Origin of the sequence: Microvirga roseola, from assembly GCF_020866965.1 — a bacterium.
GTDB classification, from domain to species: Bacteria; Pseudomonadota; Alphaproteobacteria; order Rhizobiales; family Beijerinckiaceae; genus Microvirga; species Microvirga roseola.
Genome location: NZ_JAJATX010000077.1, coordinates 1 through 14434, shown reverse-complemented (window position 1 = coordinate 14434; position 14434 = coordinate 1). Strand labels below are relative to the sequence as shown.

Sequence of the window (14434 nt, the reverse complement as noted above, 5' to 3'; positions counted from 1 at the left end):
GCTTCACCCTCGGCTCACTGATGAAAGTGCCAAAGTAGTGCTAGAAGCTTCGATAGTGCGGTTGGGGGAGGGAGACAATGGTTCGTATGGAGCGATCTGCAGTGTGTTTGCTGATGGCGGTCGAGAACATCTAGCAGTTCATGAGAGAGAACTGGATCTCCAACCGGGTGTTCACGTCCTGCCCGGACATTCTCGACCACTGCTGTGCGGCTTGGAGCAAGCTGATCGATCAGCCCTGGACCATCATGTCCATCGGCTTGCGCGAGTGGGCGCACCAATGATGATCAGCAGGACTTGGTATTAGGTGTTATAGCGCCTCCCCTCATGAACATGGCGACTGTCGGCCGGGGCCTGATCCCGGTCCTGCAGGCCGTAGTCGCGGATGACGCTGGCAACCCGCAGGCGGTAATCGGCGAAGACGCCATTGCGACCCTTCACCTGGGTGGCACGGTGGCCAGGACAGTTGCGCCACCGCCGCACCGCCTCCTCGTCACGGAAGAACGAGCGCGACAGGATCCTGCCCGGCTCGCTCAGGCTCTGGAAACGCTCGATGGAGATGAAGCCGTCGATCCGGGGGAGGTCCTCCCGGAGCGCGGCTGCGAGATCGAGGTAGTGCTGCATCTCGCCCTCGGCGGGCCAGACTTCGAAGATCACCGCGATCATGGCCGGATCAACTCCGCATGCGGTGCCGATGCCAGGCGAAGGAAGATGCGGTCCTCGCGGCGGATGAACTGCTCCTTCTTGGCGAACTCGTAATTGGCTCGACCGAGCGGATCATTACGCAGGCGCTCGCGATAGGCTCATAGTCGGCGAGGTTCTTGATGTTGTAGACGCCGTACGCGATCGCGCTGGAGCCCTCGTGGGGCGCGTAGTAGCCGATGAGGTCCGCGCCGCAGCGGGGAATGGCTTGTCCCCAGTTGCGGGCATACTCGTCGAAAGCGTCTACCTTGAATGGGTCGATCTCATAGCGGATGAAGCAAGTAATCATGCTCAGGTGTCCTCCTCAATCGTGCGACGGTTCAGGAATACCCGATTGAACGACTGCGTTGCTTCGGCTACGATCGAAGTATGAAGGAAGGTCCTGTCATCGCCTCCGTGGCCTCGCTCTTGGGAGACCCGGCCCGGGCCAACATCCTCACCGCCCTAATGGACGGGCGGGCCCTGACGGTCAGCGAGCTCGCGGAAGCCGCGGGCGTGATGATCCAGACCGCCAGCGGACATCTGCCGAAGCTCAATGCCGCCAACCTGCTCACGGCGGAGAAGCAAGGCCCTCACTGGTATTTCCGCCTCTCGGGCCCTGACGTGGCGCAGATTCTGGAGGCGTTGATGGGCTTAGCCGAGCGCACAGGCGCCACCCGGGTCAGGACAGGCCCGAAGGATGCCGCACTGCGGGCCGCGCGCGTTTGCTACGACCACCTAGCTGGCGAACGAGGAGTCGAATTGCTCAATAGAACTAGGCAGCGGGGGTTCATCACAGGCCAGGAGGAGCTTGCTCTGACCGACACGGGACGAGCGTTCTTCGACGAGTTCGGGATTGATCTGGCCCGATTGGAGAAAGGCCGCCGACCCGTGTGCCGGGCCTGCCTTGACTGGAGCGAGCGTCGCAGCCATCTCGGTGGCGCACTGGGAGCCGCGATCCTGTCCCGGCTGCTAGAGAAAAACTGGGTCCGGCGTGATACCGGACGTGTGGTGACCTTCACCTGCGAGGGATTGGAAGAGTTCAGGTCAACTTTCACCCTCTCTGCATAGTCATATCGACGAGGCTGTCTATTTTGTGTGGACAGGCCGAGGCGACAGTTTGCTTCCAATCGAGTTTGCCTACGTCTCCTGGCATGTGTGTGGCCATGCGAATGCTCATACGACAGCTCTGACTTGAACCGCCGCGGTCCCGACTGGGGTCGCCAAGCGTAGCCGCCGTCATAAATACGTCTACTCCCGGCCGCCGGAGCCAAAGCATGCATCTCGCCATCCTCCCTATGGAGCTCATGATCCCAACCTGCGCAGAGGCTGGGAAATGCCGCGCCTGCCCTTCCACGCGCTGAGGAAGGCGCTGAACCATGGCGCAAAAATTCCTCCTGTCGCCCCAGGTGAGTGACCTGAGCATAACCTAACTCTCTGCCATGCAGGGGAGGACCACCAAGAAGTGGCCCCGGCAGGCCCGCTGGCCTGAGACGGACGGCGAGCCCTAGTGTCCGCACTATGGAAACCTGCGGTGCGATGAGATGTCTTGCGAGCGCTTCAAGTGCTCCGCCAAGGAGTGCAAGGCGGTCTTCACCGTCACGTCCGGTACCGCCTTCGCCTGGCGCAAGGTCCTTCAAGAAGATGCTGCTGGCGATCTGGTTCGCGGCCAATTGCGCCAAGGTAAAGCCGCCCTCCAGCTCTCGCGGGAACTCGGCGTCCAGTACAAGATGCGTGAGTTCTCCTGATGAAACTCAGGGAGGTCGTCGCCTCCCACCGGGAGGACATTGCCCTCGAAGGTGAGGTCGAATCGACGGGAGGTATGTGGGTGCGCCAGGTCATCGGGCGCGCCCCTGTGCTGCTCGGAAAGCCGGATTGTACCGTCGGCCGATGATAACTGCTGTCCGGCCTCGCGCAATGCCTCAAGGATTGCTTCGCTCTTGTTGGAGCTGCTTCAGTTTGGGCGGGATCGGGATCGCTTGTCTGGATTGCTTGTGCTCCATCCTCAACGTCAGGCTCTGCTTATGCGCCGGGTCGTAGATTGCGATCAACTGATTGATGGCAGAGGCCTGCTTGTTGTTGGCCTTAATCCTGAGTACCAAGTCCTCCACTTCGCCAAGCAGCTCCGCGCGTTTCCTCTTCAGTTCCTTGGCAACGCTCACGCTGACCTGCTCCAGAAATGGTGCTGGAAGTTTACGGACAAGCTCGATCAAGTCTGGTGGTTATTGCTATCGAATACCAGATCAGATCAACCGCTTCAGAATGGCTGCTGGCGGTCATCCCTCCGTAAGATAAGATGGATTGCCTTGAGGTGAGTATTGATCTGCTGGAGGAGCCAGATACTCACCGGCAGAAACATTTAGCCGTTGACCTAACTATAGAACGTCTATATAGTTAGCCATATGGGAAACAGTCACTCCGCACTCGACTCCGTCTTTCACGCGCTTGCCGATCCAACCCGCAGGGCCGTCATTCAGCGGCTCGGTCAAGGGCCGGCGACGGTGAGTGAACTGGCTGAGCCATTCGATATGGCTTTGCCGTCATTCGTGAAACATATCGCAGTGCTCGAAGCATCGGGTCTGATTGGCTCCAAGAAAATCGGCCGTGTCCGCACGTGCACACTAAAGCCCAGAAAGCTGGCTGCTGCCGAACGGTGGTTTGGTGAACAACGTGCACTTTGGGAAAGTCGATATAACAATCTCGACAACCTGTTGTCGGGGCTGAGCGGAGAGGGAAAATGAAAGCTGACTTGCAGTTTGACTTCCTTGTCGACAAGGGAAACAACACTATGACGATCCGGCGGGAGTTTGCCGCCAAACGTCAACTCGTCTGGGATTGCCATACGAAAAGCGAGCTGCTCGACCAGTGGTTTGCGCCCAAACCACTCACGACGAAGACCAAGGCCATGGATTTCAGAGAAGGTGGGCATTGGCACTATGCCATGCTCGATCCTGATGGGCAGGAGTACTGGGGCCGCATGGATTATCAGGCCATCAGCCCGATCGATCATTACACGGCTCTTGATGGTTTCAGTGACGAATCCGGTGCCCTGAAAACCGAGCTGCCAAGATCGAACTGGGATGTCACCTTCACGGATGCTCCCGGGCGTACCCTGGTACAGACGATCGTTACCTACCAGTCATTCGATGACCTCCAGAAGGTCATCGATATGGGAATGAAGGAAGGTCTGACCTCAACTCTGGAACGTCTGGATGAGCTCCTTCTGACCCTTAAGGAACAGAGGAAAGAGGGCTGACCACTTTTCAAGACCAACCCTGAAGCAGTCGGTACTCGTTCGGAACCCGTGTACCGACTGCCTCAGGGCCTTCTAACCGCCCTTCCGTACGAGTAAGGTCCATCTTGTGACGACTGAAGCATTAGAAATCATCCCGTGAGAGGAGCAGCATAAGTAAGGGTGAAAGCTGAACGGCTCTGAGTCTGCGTGTGGGGGACAGCTGCTGAGGTTGACATAGCGATAAATCCTTCTGAAATGGCGCGGTTCGTGAAAGGCGCCGCGGACAGAAGGAAAGCTGCCATCATGCAGCATAAAGGAAAAGGCGAGTAAAATAGATCGATAGGTTCGATAAAATCGAATGTGCTGGGTGCAGGATGAAAATTGAGATTGGCTATTTTCAGCAGGTTCCGGAAGCAAGCAACGCTTTGGTCTGCTTGCTGACTTTAAGCAAGCATCCGTGAGAGTAGGAGGCTCCGAGGCCGGCTCACCTCATACCATCAACTGTTAAATTAAGTATCCCGCCGTCTTTGTCTCAGGTAGTCGATGAGGATGCGCAGTTTAAGCGGCACATTCCTGCGGGACGGATAATAGAGGTAAAAGCCAGGAAAAGACGGGCAAAACTCTTCCAGAAGCGGCACAAGTTCAGCACGGGCAACATAGGGGTGGAAAGTCTCTTCCATCCCAAAGGTCAGGCCTGCTCCCGCACAAGCCAATTGTATCATCACCCTCATGTCGTTGGTGGTCACGCGAGGGTTCACGTCTACAGCGAAGTCGCGTCCGCTCTCGGTGAACTCCCATCGATAAGGGGCGACCTGCGGGTTTGGCCGCCAGCCGATGCAGTGATGCTTTGGCAACTCCCGGGGATGGGCTGGTGCACCGTGCCCTGCCAGATAGTCAGCGGAAGCCACCACCATCTGGCGCTGCTCGTCCGACACCGGAATGGCGATCATGTCCTGCTCGATCACCTCACCGAGACGCACGCCGGCATCGAAGCCCTCGGCCACGATGTCGAACTCCTCGTCAGTGACGGTGATATCAAGGCGGATGTCAGGATAAGCCGCAAGGAAGGCTGCCAGCAGCGGACCGTTCAGGAATCTCTCGGCGATGGAGGAGACCGTTATGCGCAGTATGCCGCTGGGCTGCCCGCGCATCTCGCCGACGGCTTCCATGGCAGTGCTGACATCCTCGAGCGCAGGGCGCACCGCCTGATAGAGCCGCTCTCCGGCCTCGGTGAGATGAACGCTGGGGGTCGTGCGCTGAACCAGCGCGACACCCATCCGCTCCTCGAGCCGGCGAATGGCCTGGCTGACAGCAGAGCGCGTCACCCCCAGGCGTTCGCTGGCGGCCCGGAAGCTGCGTGCGTCTGCGACGGTTACGAAGACGGTGATGCCGGCAAGATCCGTATTCATTGGTGACAAAATCTTACCAGCGCATCCATAATTGGCAAGTCGATTGCGCAGCTAAGTCGAACTACCTTCCGTCCATGTGCTCGGGACCGCCACGCCAAAGGTCCGGGCACAGGATTGGGTGAAAGGAGAAATCCATGTCCGAGATGAAGGTTGTTCTGATCACCGGTGCCTCCAGTGGGATCGGTGAGGCGGTGGCTCTGGAGCTGTCCAAAGCCGGCCACACAGTCATTGTAGGCGCACGCCGGACAGAGCGTCTGCAAGACCTCGTCAGCCGTATCGAGGCATCCGGCGGCATCGCACGCGCCCACCGGCTCGACGTGACATCACGAGATGACTTCGCCAGGGTCGTGTCTGCCACGCTCGAGGAGTTCGGCCGCATCGATGCGATCGTCAACAACGCGGGTGTCATGCCGCTCTCGCCTCTTAACGCTCTCAAAGTGAGCGAGTGGGACCAGATGGTGGACGTGAACATCAAGGGCGTTTTGAGCGGCATTGCGGCTGTGCTGCCGGTCATGGAAGCTCGAGGCTCCGGTCACATCATCAATGTTGCGTCCATTGGAGCGCATCGGGTCTCGCCAACGGCTGCGGTTTATTGCGCGACCAAATATGCGGTCTGGGCGATCTCAGACGGTCTTCGGCAGGAGACAGACCGGTTGCGGGTCACGGTGGTCTCGCCTGGCGTGGTCACGAGCGAGCTCGCCGAGACGATCTCGGACGAGAGCGCCCGGGAGGCCATGAGGGAGTACCGGAGGACTGCGATCGACCCGAACGCCATCGGCCGCGCGATCCGCTATGCGATCGAGCAGCCTCCGGAGGTGGACGTGAGTGAGATCATCGTCCGCCCGACTGCGAGTCCTCACTGAAGAAAGGAGCATGCGATGCCAAGGAGCGCACTCCCTCTCGTCCTTGCTGCCGTAATGGTCGCCGCACCATGGGCACTCGGCCAGCCTGCGAGCACCAATCACCCCCCAGTCAAGGAAGCAACAGAGATGGCAGGTCACCCTTATATTGGCATGTGGGTCACAAAGGACGGTCACATCCGCCAGGAGCTTCTCCCGAACGGCCGTTATGATGAGGCGCGAGGCACCCGCATGAGCGCCTATCAGGGCCGCTACGAGATCCGCGGCACCAAAATCGACTACTGGGACGATACGGGGTTCACGGCCGACGGTGAGTTCATCAATGGCGTACTCCACCATGGCGGAATGCTGTTCTACCGGGAAGAGCAGGTGGAACGGCGCCGCTGATACATAAGATGAGCCTAGCCGAGATCCAGGTGTCATCGACTGGGCTCCAATGTCCGATTATAGCGGTGGGCTGACTCTAACCGGACGTCCGCACCGCTGGGATGAGCGAACCCTCGCGAGCCCGCTGAAGGGTATTGGATGACCCATAGCAGGCCTCGGCTGATCTAATCGGGACTGCTGCCGGACTGTTGCATGGCCGTTCCGGGCGATGATCTATGGCTCTGGTCGACTGGTAAGACACGGATCCAGAATGACGAAGTTCGCGGCCATCTTGCGGTAGCTCCCGGTCACGATCACGGTATCACCGACGTTCAGGTCATTCGTGCTGTACGTCACACAGAGGACCTTCGCGTCCGGCTCATTGCAGACTCCCATATACGCGAGCACGCCTTCGAAGTGCACGAGGCTGAGAGCGCCGACTGCGCTGAAGTCGATCCGATCCAATCCGGACGGAGTTGGTACGTTTCGGATCACATCCTCGATTTCATGGCAGAGGGCGGGCCGCTCGGGGATCATCTCGGCAGGGGCGAACGGGCCCTTATCAAGTCTGCTCTGCCCCAACGCGGCCTGGAACGGCATTATGGCTGCCGTCAGCGTGAGAAGAATGGCACTCCCTTTTCGAAGCATGTTTCTCATCCCCTGGCCCGTCCCTGTCACGCAATGCTTCAGCAACCTCATGGGGCTGCCATGTGCATGCCACATGCGTGGCAGGCTGTTTCCGGTGCCTCTCGGATCGCTCCATACCGGGGCTTTTTCAGCGTGCGCTCGTCACGCCGGACTGGCTATCCAGCGCCGTCAGGATCTGGTGGGCGGCTCTCACACGGGCCGGGATGGGGTAGTTCTTGTTCGCCAGCGTCACGACGCCGATGCCCTCAGCAGGAACAAAGGCCACATAGGCCCCGAACCCGTTCGTCGACCCGGTTTTGTTGATCAGCACGTCCTCCCGGGGAGGCAGCGGCGCGTCAAACCTCGTCACTTCATTCGGCTTGAAAGACACTTGGACCGAGTTCCCCGCGAGCAGCCGCTTGAGGTCCGCCGGATAGGTGAACATCTCCCAGGCCAAGCCCTGTATCATGTCACCGACCCTGTAGTATCCGCTATGCGTTGCCCTGATCGCGCGTTGCATCGTCTCGTCCAGCATCAAGGCACCCATATTCGCCTCAGCAAAGCGGATGAGATCGGCCGACGTCGTTTTCACACCATACGCTTCCGAGTCCCAGATGCCCGGCGACACCCGGATGGGCTTGCCATCCCTGGAATAGCCGTAGGCGTAGTCGCCCATCCGGTCCTGAGGAACCCTGATGTAAGTGCGTGTCAGGCCGAGCGCCGGGAAGAGCATGTGCTCGATCAGATCGTCGAAGGGCTTGCCCATGCTCCTGGCGGCAAGATGGCCGAACAGGCCGATGCTCGGGTTTGAGTATTGCCGATGGGTGCCAGCGGGGTAGGATGGGCGCCAGTTCCGGTAGTAGGCAATCATCGTTTCCTGATCGGTGACCCCGTCGGGAATCTGCAAGGGCAGGCCGCCCGCCGCATAGGTGCCGAGATCAAGAAGGCTGATCTGGTCGAAGCTGCTGCCCGCCAGAGCCGGCATGTATTTGCTTGCCTTGTCCGAGAAGGACAGGGCGCCCGTCACCTGCGCATAGGATGCGAGGGTGACGGTGAAGGTTTTGCTGATCGAGCCGATCTCGAACAGCGTATCCTCGGTGACCCTCTGTCCGCTCTCCTTCGAGGCGACGCCATAGTTGAAGTAGGAATGCTGGCCCCGGATTGTCACCGCCACGGCCATGCCCGGTATATTGTACTCTTCCATGACGGGCCGGATCGCCTCATTCACGACCTGCGTGAGACGGTCCTGGCTGCCGCTCTCAGTGGCATGGGCCCATGGCCCAAAGAACAGGGAAGCGGCTGCAAGACTCCCGAGCCGTCGCCGTGTGATCATGGCATCTTTCCTCCGTTGACCGGCGGACCTTGACCGATTGACTGGGCTCCCACAAACGAGGAATTCTCGTCAGAGCCATTAGAAAAACTAGGTCTTGATCATGACCCGGCCGTATCTCCCGCTCAACGCCTTGCGGGCCTTCGAAGCCTCTGCCCGGCATCTCAGCTTCACCCGGGCCGGGCTGGAGTTGCGCGTGACGCAGGTCGCGATCAGCCATCAGGTCAAAGGCCTTGAGGAGATGCTGGGCGTCAGTCTCTTTCGCAGGCTGCCGCGGGGTCTTGCTTTGACGGATGAAGGGCTGGTGCTCATGCCCGTGCTCACGGAGGCCTTCGAGCAGATCGGCGCAACGCTTGATCGGCTGGAGCATGGCCAGATCGAGGAGGTCGTCACGCTCGGGTGCAACAGCACCTTCGCGAACGGATGGCTGCTCCAGCACCTGGATGAGTTCCGGGCCCGGCACCCTCTGATCGACCTTCGCCTGCTGATCAACAACAATCGGGTCGATGTGGCGGGCGATGGCCTCGACCTCGCCCTGCGCTTCGGCAACGGATCCTGGCATGGAACGGAAGTCGTTCATCTCCTCTCGGCCCCCCTGTCTCCGGTGTGTGCGCCCGCGACAGCCAAGCGCCTGCGCCATCCCTCAGACCTTGAGCGGGAAACCCTGCTGCGCTCCTACCGGGTTGAGGAATGGCCCCTCTGGTTCGAGATGACAGACATCCCATGCCCGACCATCCGCGGGCCGATGTTCGACAGTTCCGTCACGATGGCCGAGGCTGCCGCCCAGGGGGTCGGCGTTGCCCTCGTTCCAGTCTGCATGTTCCAGCGTGATCTTGCGGCAGAGCGACTTGTACAGCCCTTCGAGGTCGAAGCTTCTGCTGGTTCCTACTGGCTGACGTGGCTCAAGTCTAAGCCTCCGACGCCGGGAATGGAGGCCTTCCGGGACTGGCTTCTGCTGAAGATGGGCTGCAACTGGGGATCCTGATCCCTCTGGGAAGGGCAGTGGAGTCGGGCATATCGCCCGACTCCACGTTGGATCAGGTCCGCGGATGGCCTAGATGATGCAACCATCCCAGGGCAATCAGGACTAAAGGCCATGGTCGAGGAGAAGGTTGCAAGCGGCCATGCGGTGTCGCCTTGCAACCGGATCACGGCCAGCGTTCCGCCAATGCTCACAATGAGGCTTTGAACGCAGAAATGCAGCGCCACCGCGGATCCGGCGATGTCTCCGAACTTCTCCAGCGCACCGTTCGCCGTCACCGATACGGTGAAGACGATGCCGATCGCCATGACCCACATAGGAACGATGAACGTCCAAAAGGAGGGGATCCCGAACACCTGCCCCATGCTCAGGAGCCCTGCGCCCAGGAGCAGCATCGCCATGCCGCGCGCAAGACTGCCGGAGTTTCCCCACCGGGCAACGAACCGCTTGGCGAAGCGTGTCGTGATGATCATCACGACCGCTGCCGTCGCGAAGGCGAGGCTGAATTCCAGCTCGGAGTAGCCAGCTCTGTCGATGAGGACGCGGGGAGCGGTCGAGAAAAACACGAAGAACGTCCCCATGGCGGCACTGAACCCGAGCGTATAGGTCCAGAACGAAAGGCTGCGGAGGACGGGCAGGAACGAGCGTCGTGACATGGCGGCCCTTATCGGCCGGGTCTCATGCCAGCGGAGTAGAGCATGCAGGGCCGCGAGAACGGCAAGAATTCCCAGTGCCACGAAGATCGAGCGCCACCCGAAGCTGTCCGCGAGCAGCGCCCCAGCGATTGGCCCTAACGCAGGCACGAAGGCCAACATGGAGCTGAACAGGCTGTAGATGACCACGCTTTCCGGGCGGTCCGCATACACGTCCCGGACTGTCGCGAAGGTGGCCAACATCGCTGCCGAGGCCCCCACCGCTTGCAGGAAGCGGGGGACAACAAAGGGAACGGCAGTCGAGGATGCCGCCAGGCAGAATGAGGCCGCCGCAAACAGGATCGCGCCGCTGACCAGAACGGGCCGTCGCCCGATGCGGTCGGAGATCGGCCCGAAGATGATCTGGCCGAGCCCGAGCATCAACATATAGAGGCTCAAGGTGAGCTGGACGACGGCCGGGCTGGTGCCGAGAATGCCGGGCATGGCCGGAACGATGGGGAGATAGATGTCCATCGCCAGCGAAGCGAGGATGTCGAAGGGTGCCATCAGCAGGAGGGCTGTCGGCAGGGAATAGGCCCACACGGGGGGCTTTGGAGACATGATCAGGCATCCGCTCAAATGAGGAACATTCGGCGGCGGTCTGCCTGTCAGCATGGGCTGGGATCGGTTCGACAGACGCCGCAACAACAAGGAAAGCGTTGTTGCGGCTTACTTGTCCGACGAGGGCTCGGCTCCCATGCCACGGCTCCAGATTCATACGAGATTGAAAGAGGACTTGCTGTTTATCATGTCGGTCTAGAACGGACAATCCTCTGGGATACCCGGGACGAGGTCCTCCAGGACGATAAGTCCACTGGGCGATGAGATGAGGCTTGCCCTGGACATGACAACTCTGACCCGACCGCATAAAGCGCAAAGGGGCTGGACAATCTGGTTCCTTGGCTGACTGCGCGAACCAGATTTCCTTGAAGCACGGAGTACCAGCGGGGGACCCGACCCTTCCCCGTTTTGTAACGCATGTCTCGGCGGCCTTGAACGCGCTGAAGAAGCTTAACCGAGTGCGCTAGATTGGCACTATTGATGGTCGCAGGCACCTCTGGGACATCGCAACGTAGCGATGCAACGCTTACCGATAGAAGATCGAGCGGCTCCTTTAGAGCACTAGGTTTTGGCACTGAAGATGATCCTCCCGAATGGCATTTTGCCGTTGGGACCAAGAACGTGCAGGAGGGTTGATCTGCCATGCCGCGTAAACTTGTACCAATCCTTGCCAGCCGGGTCGGGCGATATGTCGAGGCCTCTCCGCCCCCGGGCTGCTCCCGCATTTCCAGAGCGTGTGGATGAGTTCAGCCTCCCCGAACCATTCAGAACCTGTTGCCGTCGCTCCCGGTGGCTGTGTCGATCTCCTCTGGCGGGAAGATCGGTTCACAGTAGTGGGTTCCGACATCACTGCCGCGACCCCAGAACTGGGACCGGGCTCTATCGTTCTCAGCAATTCGTAGTAGTGTGGTGAAGGTTCTGCAAATCGCCTGAGCGGGGCGGTCATGGCAGGATGGTGATGTTCAACGTCACGCACTCCGAGAGGAGCCCCACCATGACCAGCATCAAGGATAAACCCGCCGCCGCTGCCATCAAGGATCTTCTGAGTCAGAGCCCGGACGGGCTGCGCGAGATCGTGCGCGCCGTCATGCAGGAGATGCTCGAGGCCGAGATGACCGATGCCCTCCAGGCCGAGAAGAGCGAGCGCACCGCAGCCCGCCTCGGCTACCGCTCCGGCTATTATACCCGCACCCTGGTGACCCGGGTCGGCAAGCTCGAGCTGCGCGTGCCGCAGGACCGGGATGGCCGCTTCTCGACCGAGCTGTTCGAGCGCTACCAGCGCTCCGAGCAGGCGCTCGTCGCCACCTTGGCCGAGATGTACGTCCAGGGTGTTTCCACCCGCAAGGTCAAGGCCATCACCGAGGAGCTGTGCGGCCACAGCTTCTCGGCTTCCGCCATCTCGGCCATCAACAAGCGCCTGGACGAGAGCCTGGCCACGTTCGCCTCCCGCCGGCTCGAGGAGCCGTTCCCCTATCTGATCCTGGAGGCCCGGTACGAGAAGGTGCGCGAGGGCGGCATCGTCACCTCGCAAGCCGTGCTGATTGCGGTGGGCATCGACTGGGACGGCAGGCGCCAGATCCTCGGGGTCGAGATGGCCAACCGGGAAAGCCAGTCCTCGTGGCGCACGTTTCTGCTCAGCCTGCGCGAGCGCGGCCTCTCCGGCGTCGAACTGGTGGTGGCCGATGATCATGCCGGTCTGAGAGCCGCCATCCGCGAGGTGCTGATTGAGGCAGCCTATCAGAGGTGCTATGTGCACTTTCTCAGGAATGCGCTCGATCACCTGCCGCGCAAGGCTGATGACGACTGCCTGCAGGAGCTGCGCTGGTTGTACGACCGCCGCTCGGTCGAGGAAGCCCGGCGCGATCTGGCGGCCTGGGCCGAGGAGGCGATTGAGGAGACGTTCACCTTCTACCGCTTGCCGCGTCAGCATCATAAGCACCTCAAGAGCACGGATGAGATTGACAAGCATCTTTCTGCCGATTGTGGTAGTCTCACTGCGCGCGGGCGACCTCGTGGCAAAGAGTGGGGCATCGACTGCAAGCCTCGCCAGGCCGCCTGATCATTCGAGCCTTGTCGGATTGAGGCGCTCGCGCACCCTGTCCTTAGGACGTCGGGACTTCCAGCCTTCCACGAAGCGCTCGTAGGTCCGCTCAGCCTGCTCAGCCACGGCCCGTTCCAGATCACCACCTCCCCGAAGGTCCGGTGGATGTCGATGCCAATCACGCGTCGCATTCCAGCCTCCACTGTCATCCAAGTCGACGGAAACGGTGGGGCGACACGACACCTACACCTACGGATCCGCGCTCTCAGCGCAACCGGGTGAGTCGCAGAGGCGGCCAGCTACTAACCCGAGCTCGAAGCTCATGCTTATACGAACGGCCTGCCCGCACCTTCATGCTCCCGGTGCCTCTGTCCCGGATGCTCGCAGCATACGCCATGATCGAGACCACAGCAGGAATATCGGCACCGCGTATCTCATACCGGTTACCAACATGCTCGAGCGCCTCAACGAGGAGATCCGCCGGCGGGCTTATGTGGTGCGCATCTTCCCCAACGCTGCCTCCTGCTGCCGGCTGGTGCGGGCCCTGCCGGTGGAAACGCAAGAGAACTGGCTTGAGGCCCACCGCTACCTCAATATGGACGACCTGAAGGAGCACAAGAAAAGCACCCTTCGCGAAGCCGCTTAGCCAGCCTGCCGGCCGCCCCGCTTTGCAGAACTTGACGCACACAATCGCATTCGTTTCCTGCTTGGGGCCGCAGCCAAGTGGTTGAGACGGCCTCTGACGGTGATCATCGGATTATAAGTTCCGATGGCAGAGTTCTGGGACAGCGCGGCCGAATGTATCGCGGAGAGGATCGGAGCGGCGTCCTGGGCGAGAGATAAGCTCCGCATCTTGCAGGATGCTTCTGGCCGCCGAGGCACCGAAAGTGGAACACCCGCGCCAAGAGGCAACGATGATCTTCGAGTTTCTCCGGGCCGACGCGAGTGCCGAAGGGCGCACGATCAAGGAAGTTGCGCGAACGCCTTGGGGTCAGCGGGAGAACCTTGCGTCGCCTATGCGACTAGCTTCTCGGCTACGGCCCGAAGACCCTCGACCGGATAGTGCGCTTCCAGAGTTTCCTGGTTCTCGCGCGAACGGATGCGGATGAGGGACCGGCCCTCCTCGCGATCCGGCTGGGTTATGTCGATCAGACCCACCTCACGCGCGAGGTCCAGTCCCTCTGTGGGATGACGGCAGGCGAGTTCGTGCGCCCGATAACGGATTGATTGGCCGTTTTATTCACGACGGCTGCCTCCAACATGACCACGATGTGATCCGATGGGGCTGTCCCGATGGCGGCCCGTGCATGGAACTGAGGACGAATGAGACCACGCATTTCGGTGTTAACGCTTGGGATCGATGACCTGGAACGGGCCGTTGCACTCTACCGCGATGGTCTTGGACTGCCGGCCGAGGGCATTTTCGGCAAGGAGTTCGAGCACGGAGTCGTTGCCTTCTTCGACCTTCAGTCCCAGGTGAAGCTGGCCGTGTGGGCTCGTGACGATATTGCCCACGACACGGGACGGTCGAAGACGGCTCTTTGCCCGACGGGATTCACACGGGCACAACGTGACCCGCAAGGACAAGATGGGCGAAGTCATGAAGCAAGCCTTGATCCGCCCCCGCCGATTGGTCCGGTTGGAATGTTAGTG

15 protein-coding genes and 5 pseudogenes are annotated in these 14434 nt (G+C 60.5%); 13 read left to right on the top strand and 7 right to left on the bottom strand.

Translation table 11 applies throughout. The features are described 5' to 3' along the window. Positions 1-134 precede the first annotated feature (134 nt). Positions 135-281, top strand: a pseudogene (locus LG661_RS22425) (IS630 family transposase); the annotation flags it as partial. 19 nt (positions 282-300) lie between these two features. On the opposite strand, the gene LG661_RS22420 reads toward LG661_RS22425, so the two are convergent. Both LG661_RS22420 and LG661_RS22415 read right to left on the bottom strand, forming a co-directional pair. Further along, positions 301-663, bottom strand: coding sequence for an antibiotic biosynthesis monooxygenase family protein (locus tag LG661_RS22420; RefSeq protein WP_230534223.1), 363 nt, complete (start codon positions 661-663; stop codon positions 301-303). Next, positions 660-988 (bottom strand): annotated as a pseudogene (locus tag LG661_RS22415) (NIPSNAP family protein). Before LG661_RS22415 ends, LG661_RS22420 begins: the two are co-directional and overlap by 4 nt. 80 nt (positions 989-1068) lie before the next feature. On the opposite strand from LG661_RS22415, the gene LG661_RS22410 reads away from it, so the two are divergent. The 3 genes from LG661_RS22410 to LG661_RS22400 all read left to right on the top strand — a co-directional run bounded on the left by LG661_RS22410 (position 1069) and on the right by LG661_RS22400 (position 2572). After that, a complete protein-coding gene (locus tag LG661_RS22410; protein WP_230534222.1) occupies positions 1069-1749 on the top strand; it encodes an ArsR/SmtB family transcription factor in 681 nt (226 codons plus the stop codon). Positions 1750-2222: 473 nt separating this feature from the next. Next, a complete protein-coding gene (locus tag LG661_RS22405; RefSeq protein ID WP_230534221.1) occupies positions 2223-2426 on the top strand; it encodes a hypothetical protein in 204 nt (67 codons plus the stop codon). Beyond that, on the top strand, positions 2426-2572 hold the full coding sequence (locus LG661_RS22400; protein ID WP_230534220.1) for a hypothetical protein: 147 nt from the start codon (positions 2426-2428) through the stop codon (positions 2570-2572). The genes LG661_RS22405 and LG661_RS22400 overlap by 1 nt, the downstream gene beginning before the upstream one ends. A gap of 28 nt (positions 2573-2600) precedes the next feature. Here LG661_RS22400 and LG661_RS22395 read toward each other — a convergent pair whose 3' ends face one another. After that, positions 2601-2891: a hypothetical protein gene (locus LG661_RS22395; RefSeq protein WP_230534219.1), complete on the bottom strand. Its 291-nt coding sequence runs from the start codon at positions 2889-2891 to the stop codon at positions 2601-2603. A gap of 189 nt (positions 2892-3080) precedes the next feature. On the opposite strand from LG661_RS22395, the gene LG661_RS22390 reads away from it, so the two are divergent. Together LG661_RS22390 and LG661_RS22385 are read left to right on the top strand one after the other, a co-directional pair. Next, positions 3081-3419, top strand: coding sequence for an ArsR/SmtB family transcription factor (locus tag LG661_RS22390; RefSeq protein ID WP_230534218.1), 339 nt, complete (start codon positions 3081-3083; stop codon positions 3417-3419). Then, on the top strand, positions 3416-3934 hold the full coding sequence (locus LG661_RS22385) for an SRPBCC family protein (RefSeq protein ID WP_230534217.1): 519 nt from the start codon (positions 3416-3418) through the stop codon (positions 3932-3934). Before LG661_RS22390 ends, LG661_RS22385 begins: the two co-directional genes overlap by 4 nt. 488 nt (positions 3935-4422) lie before the next feature. On the opposite strand, the gene LG661_RS22380 is transcribed toward LG661_RS22385, so the two are convergent. Then, a complete protein-coding gene (locus LG661_RS22380; protein ID WP_230534216.1) occupies positions 4423-5322 on the bottom strand; it encodes a LysR family transcriptional regulator in 900 nt (299 codons plus the stop codon). 134 nt (positions 5323-5456) lie between these two features. On the opposite strand from LG661_RS22380, the gene LG661_RS22375 reads away from it, so the two are divergent. Then, a complete protein-coding gene (locus LG661_RS22375; RefSeq protein WP_230534215.1) occupies positions 5457-6185 on the top strand; it encodes an SDR family oxidoreductase in 729 nt (242 codons plus the stop codon). Positions 6186-6239: 54 nt separating this feature from the next. Continuing rightward, on the top strand, positions 6240-6569 hold the full coding sequence (locus LG661_RS22370; RefSeq protein ID WP_230534224.1) for an Atu4866 domain-containing protein: 330 nt from the start codon (positions 6240-6242) through the stop codon (positions 6567-6569). Between the two features lie 213 nt (positions 6570-6782). Here LG661_RS22370 and LG661_RS22365 read toward each other — a convergent pair whose 3' ends face one another. Further along, the gene (locus LG661_RS22365) at positions 6783-7205 is read right to left on the bottom strand and encodes a hypothetical protein (RefSeq protein WP_230534214.1); all 423 of its coding nucleotides are present in this window, start codon (positions 7203-7205) and stop codon (positions 6783-6785) included. Positions 7206-7323: 118 nt separating this feature from the next. Continuing rightward, complete coding sequence (ampC, locus tag LG661_RS22360; RefSeq protein ID WP_230534213.1) at positions 7324-8508, bottom strand: class C beta-lactamase; 1185 nt, start codon at positions 8506-8508, stop codon at positions 7324-7326. Between the two features lie 100 nt (positions 8509-8608). On the opposite strand from ampC, the gene LG661_RS22355 reads away from it, so the two are divergent. Next, positions 8609-9490 (top strand): LysR family transcriptional regulator, encoded by an 882-nt coding sequence (locus LG661_RS22355; RefSeq protein WP_230534212.1) that lies wholly within the window; start codon positions 8609-8611, stop codon positions 9488-9490. Positions 9491-9542: 52 nt separating this feature from the next. Here the strand turns inward: LG661_RS22355 and cml are convergent. Continuing rightward, positions 9543-10740 (bottom strand): annotated as a pseudogene (gene cml, locus LG661_RS22350) (CmlA/FloR family chloramphenicol efflux MFS transporter). A gap of 994 nt (positions 10741-11734) precedes the next feature. Here cml and LG661_RS22345 point away from each other — a divergent pair. The 4 genes and pseudogenes from LG661_RS22345 to LG661_RS22330 all read left to right on the top strand — a co-directional run. Then, positions 11735-12706: pseudogene (locus LG661_RS22345) on the top strand (IS256 family transposase); the annotation flags it as partial. 520 nt (positions 12707-13226) lie between these two features. Further along, positions 13227-13427: pseudogene (locus LG661_RS22340) on the top strand (transposase); the annotation flags it as partial. Positions 13428-13843: 416 nt separating this feature from the next. Then, positions 13844-14008, top strand: coding sequence for a helix-turn-helix transcriptional regulator (locus LG661_RS22335; RefSeq protein ID WP_230534211.1), 165 nt, complete (start codon positions 13844-13846; stop codon positions 14006-14008). A 96-nt stretch (positions 14009-14104) separates the two neighbouring features. Continuing rightward, a partial coding sequence (locus tag LG661_RS22330) for a VOC family protein (RefSeq protein WP_407666810.1) occupies positions 14105-14434 on the top strand: 330 nt, incomplete at its 3' end.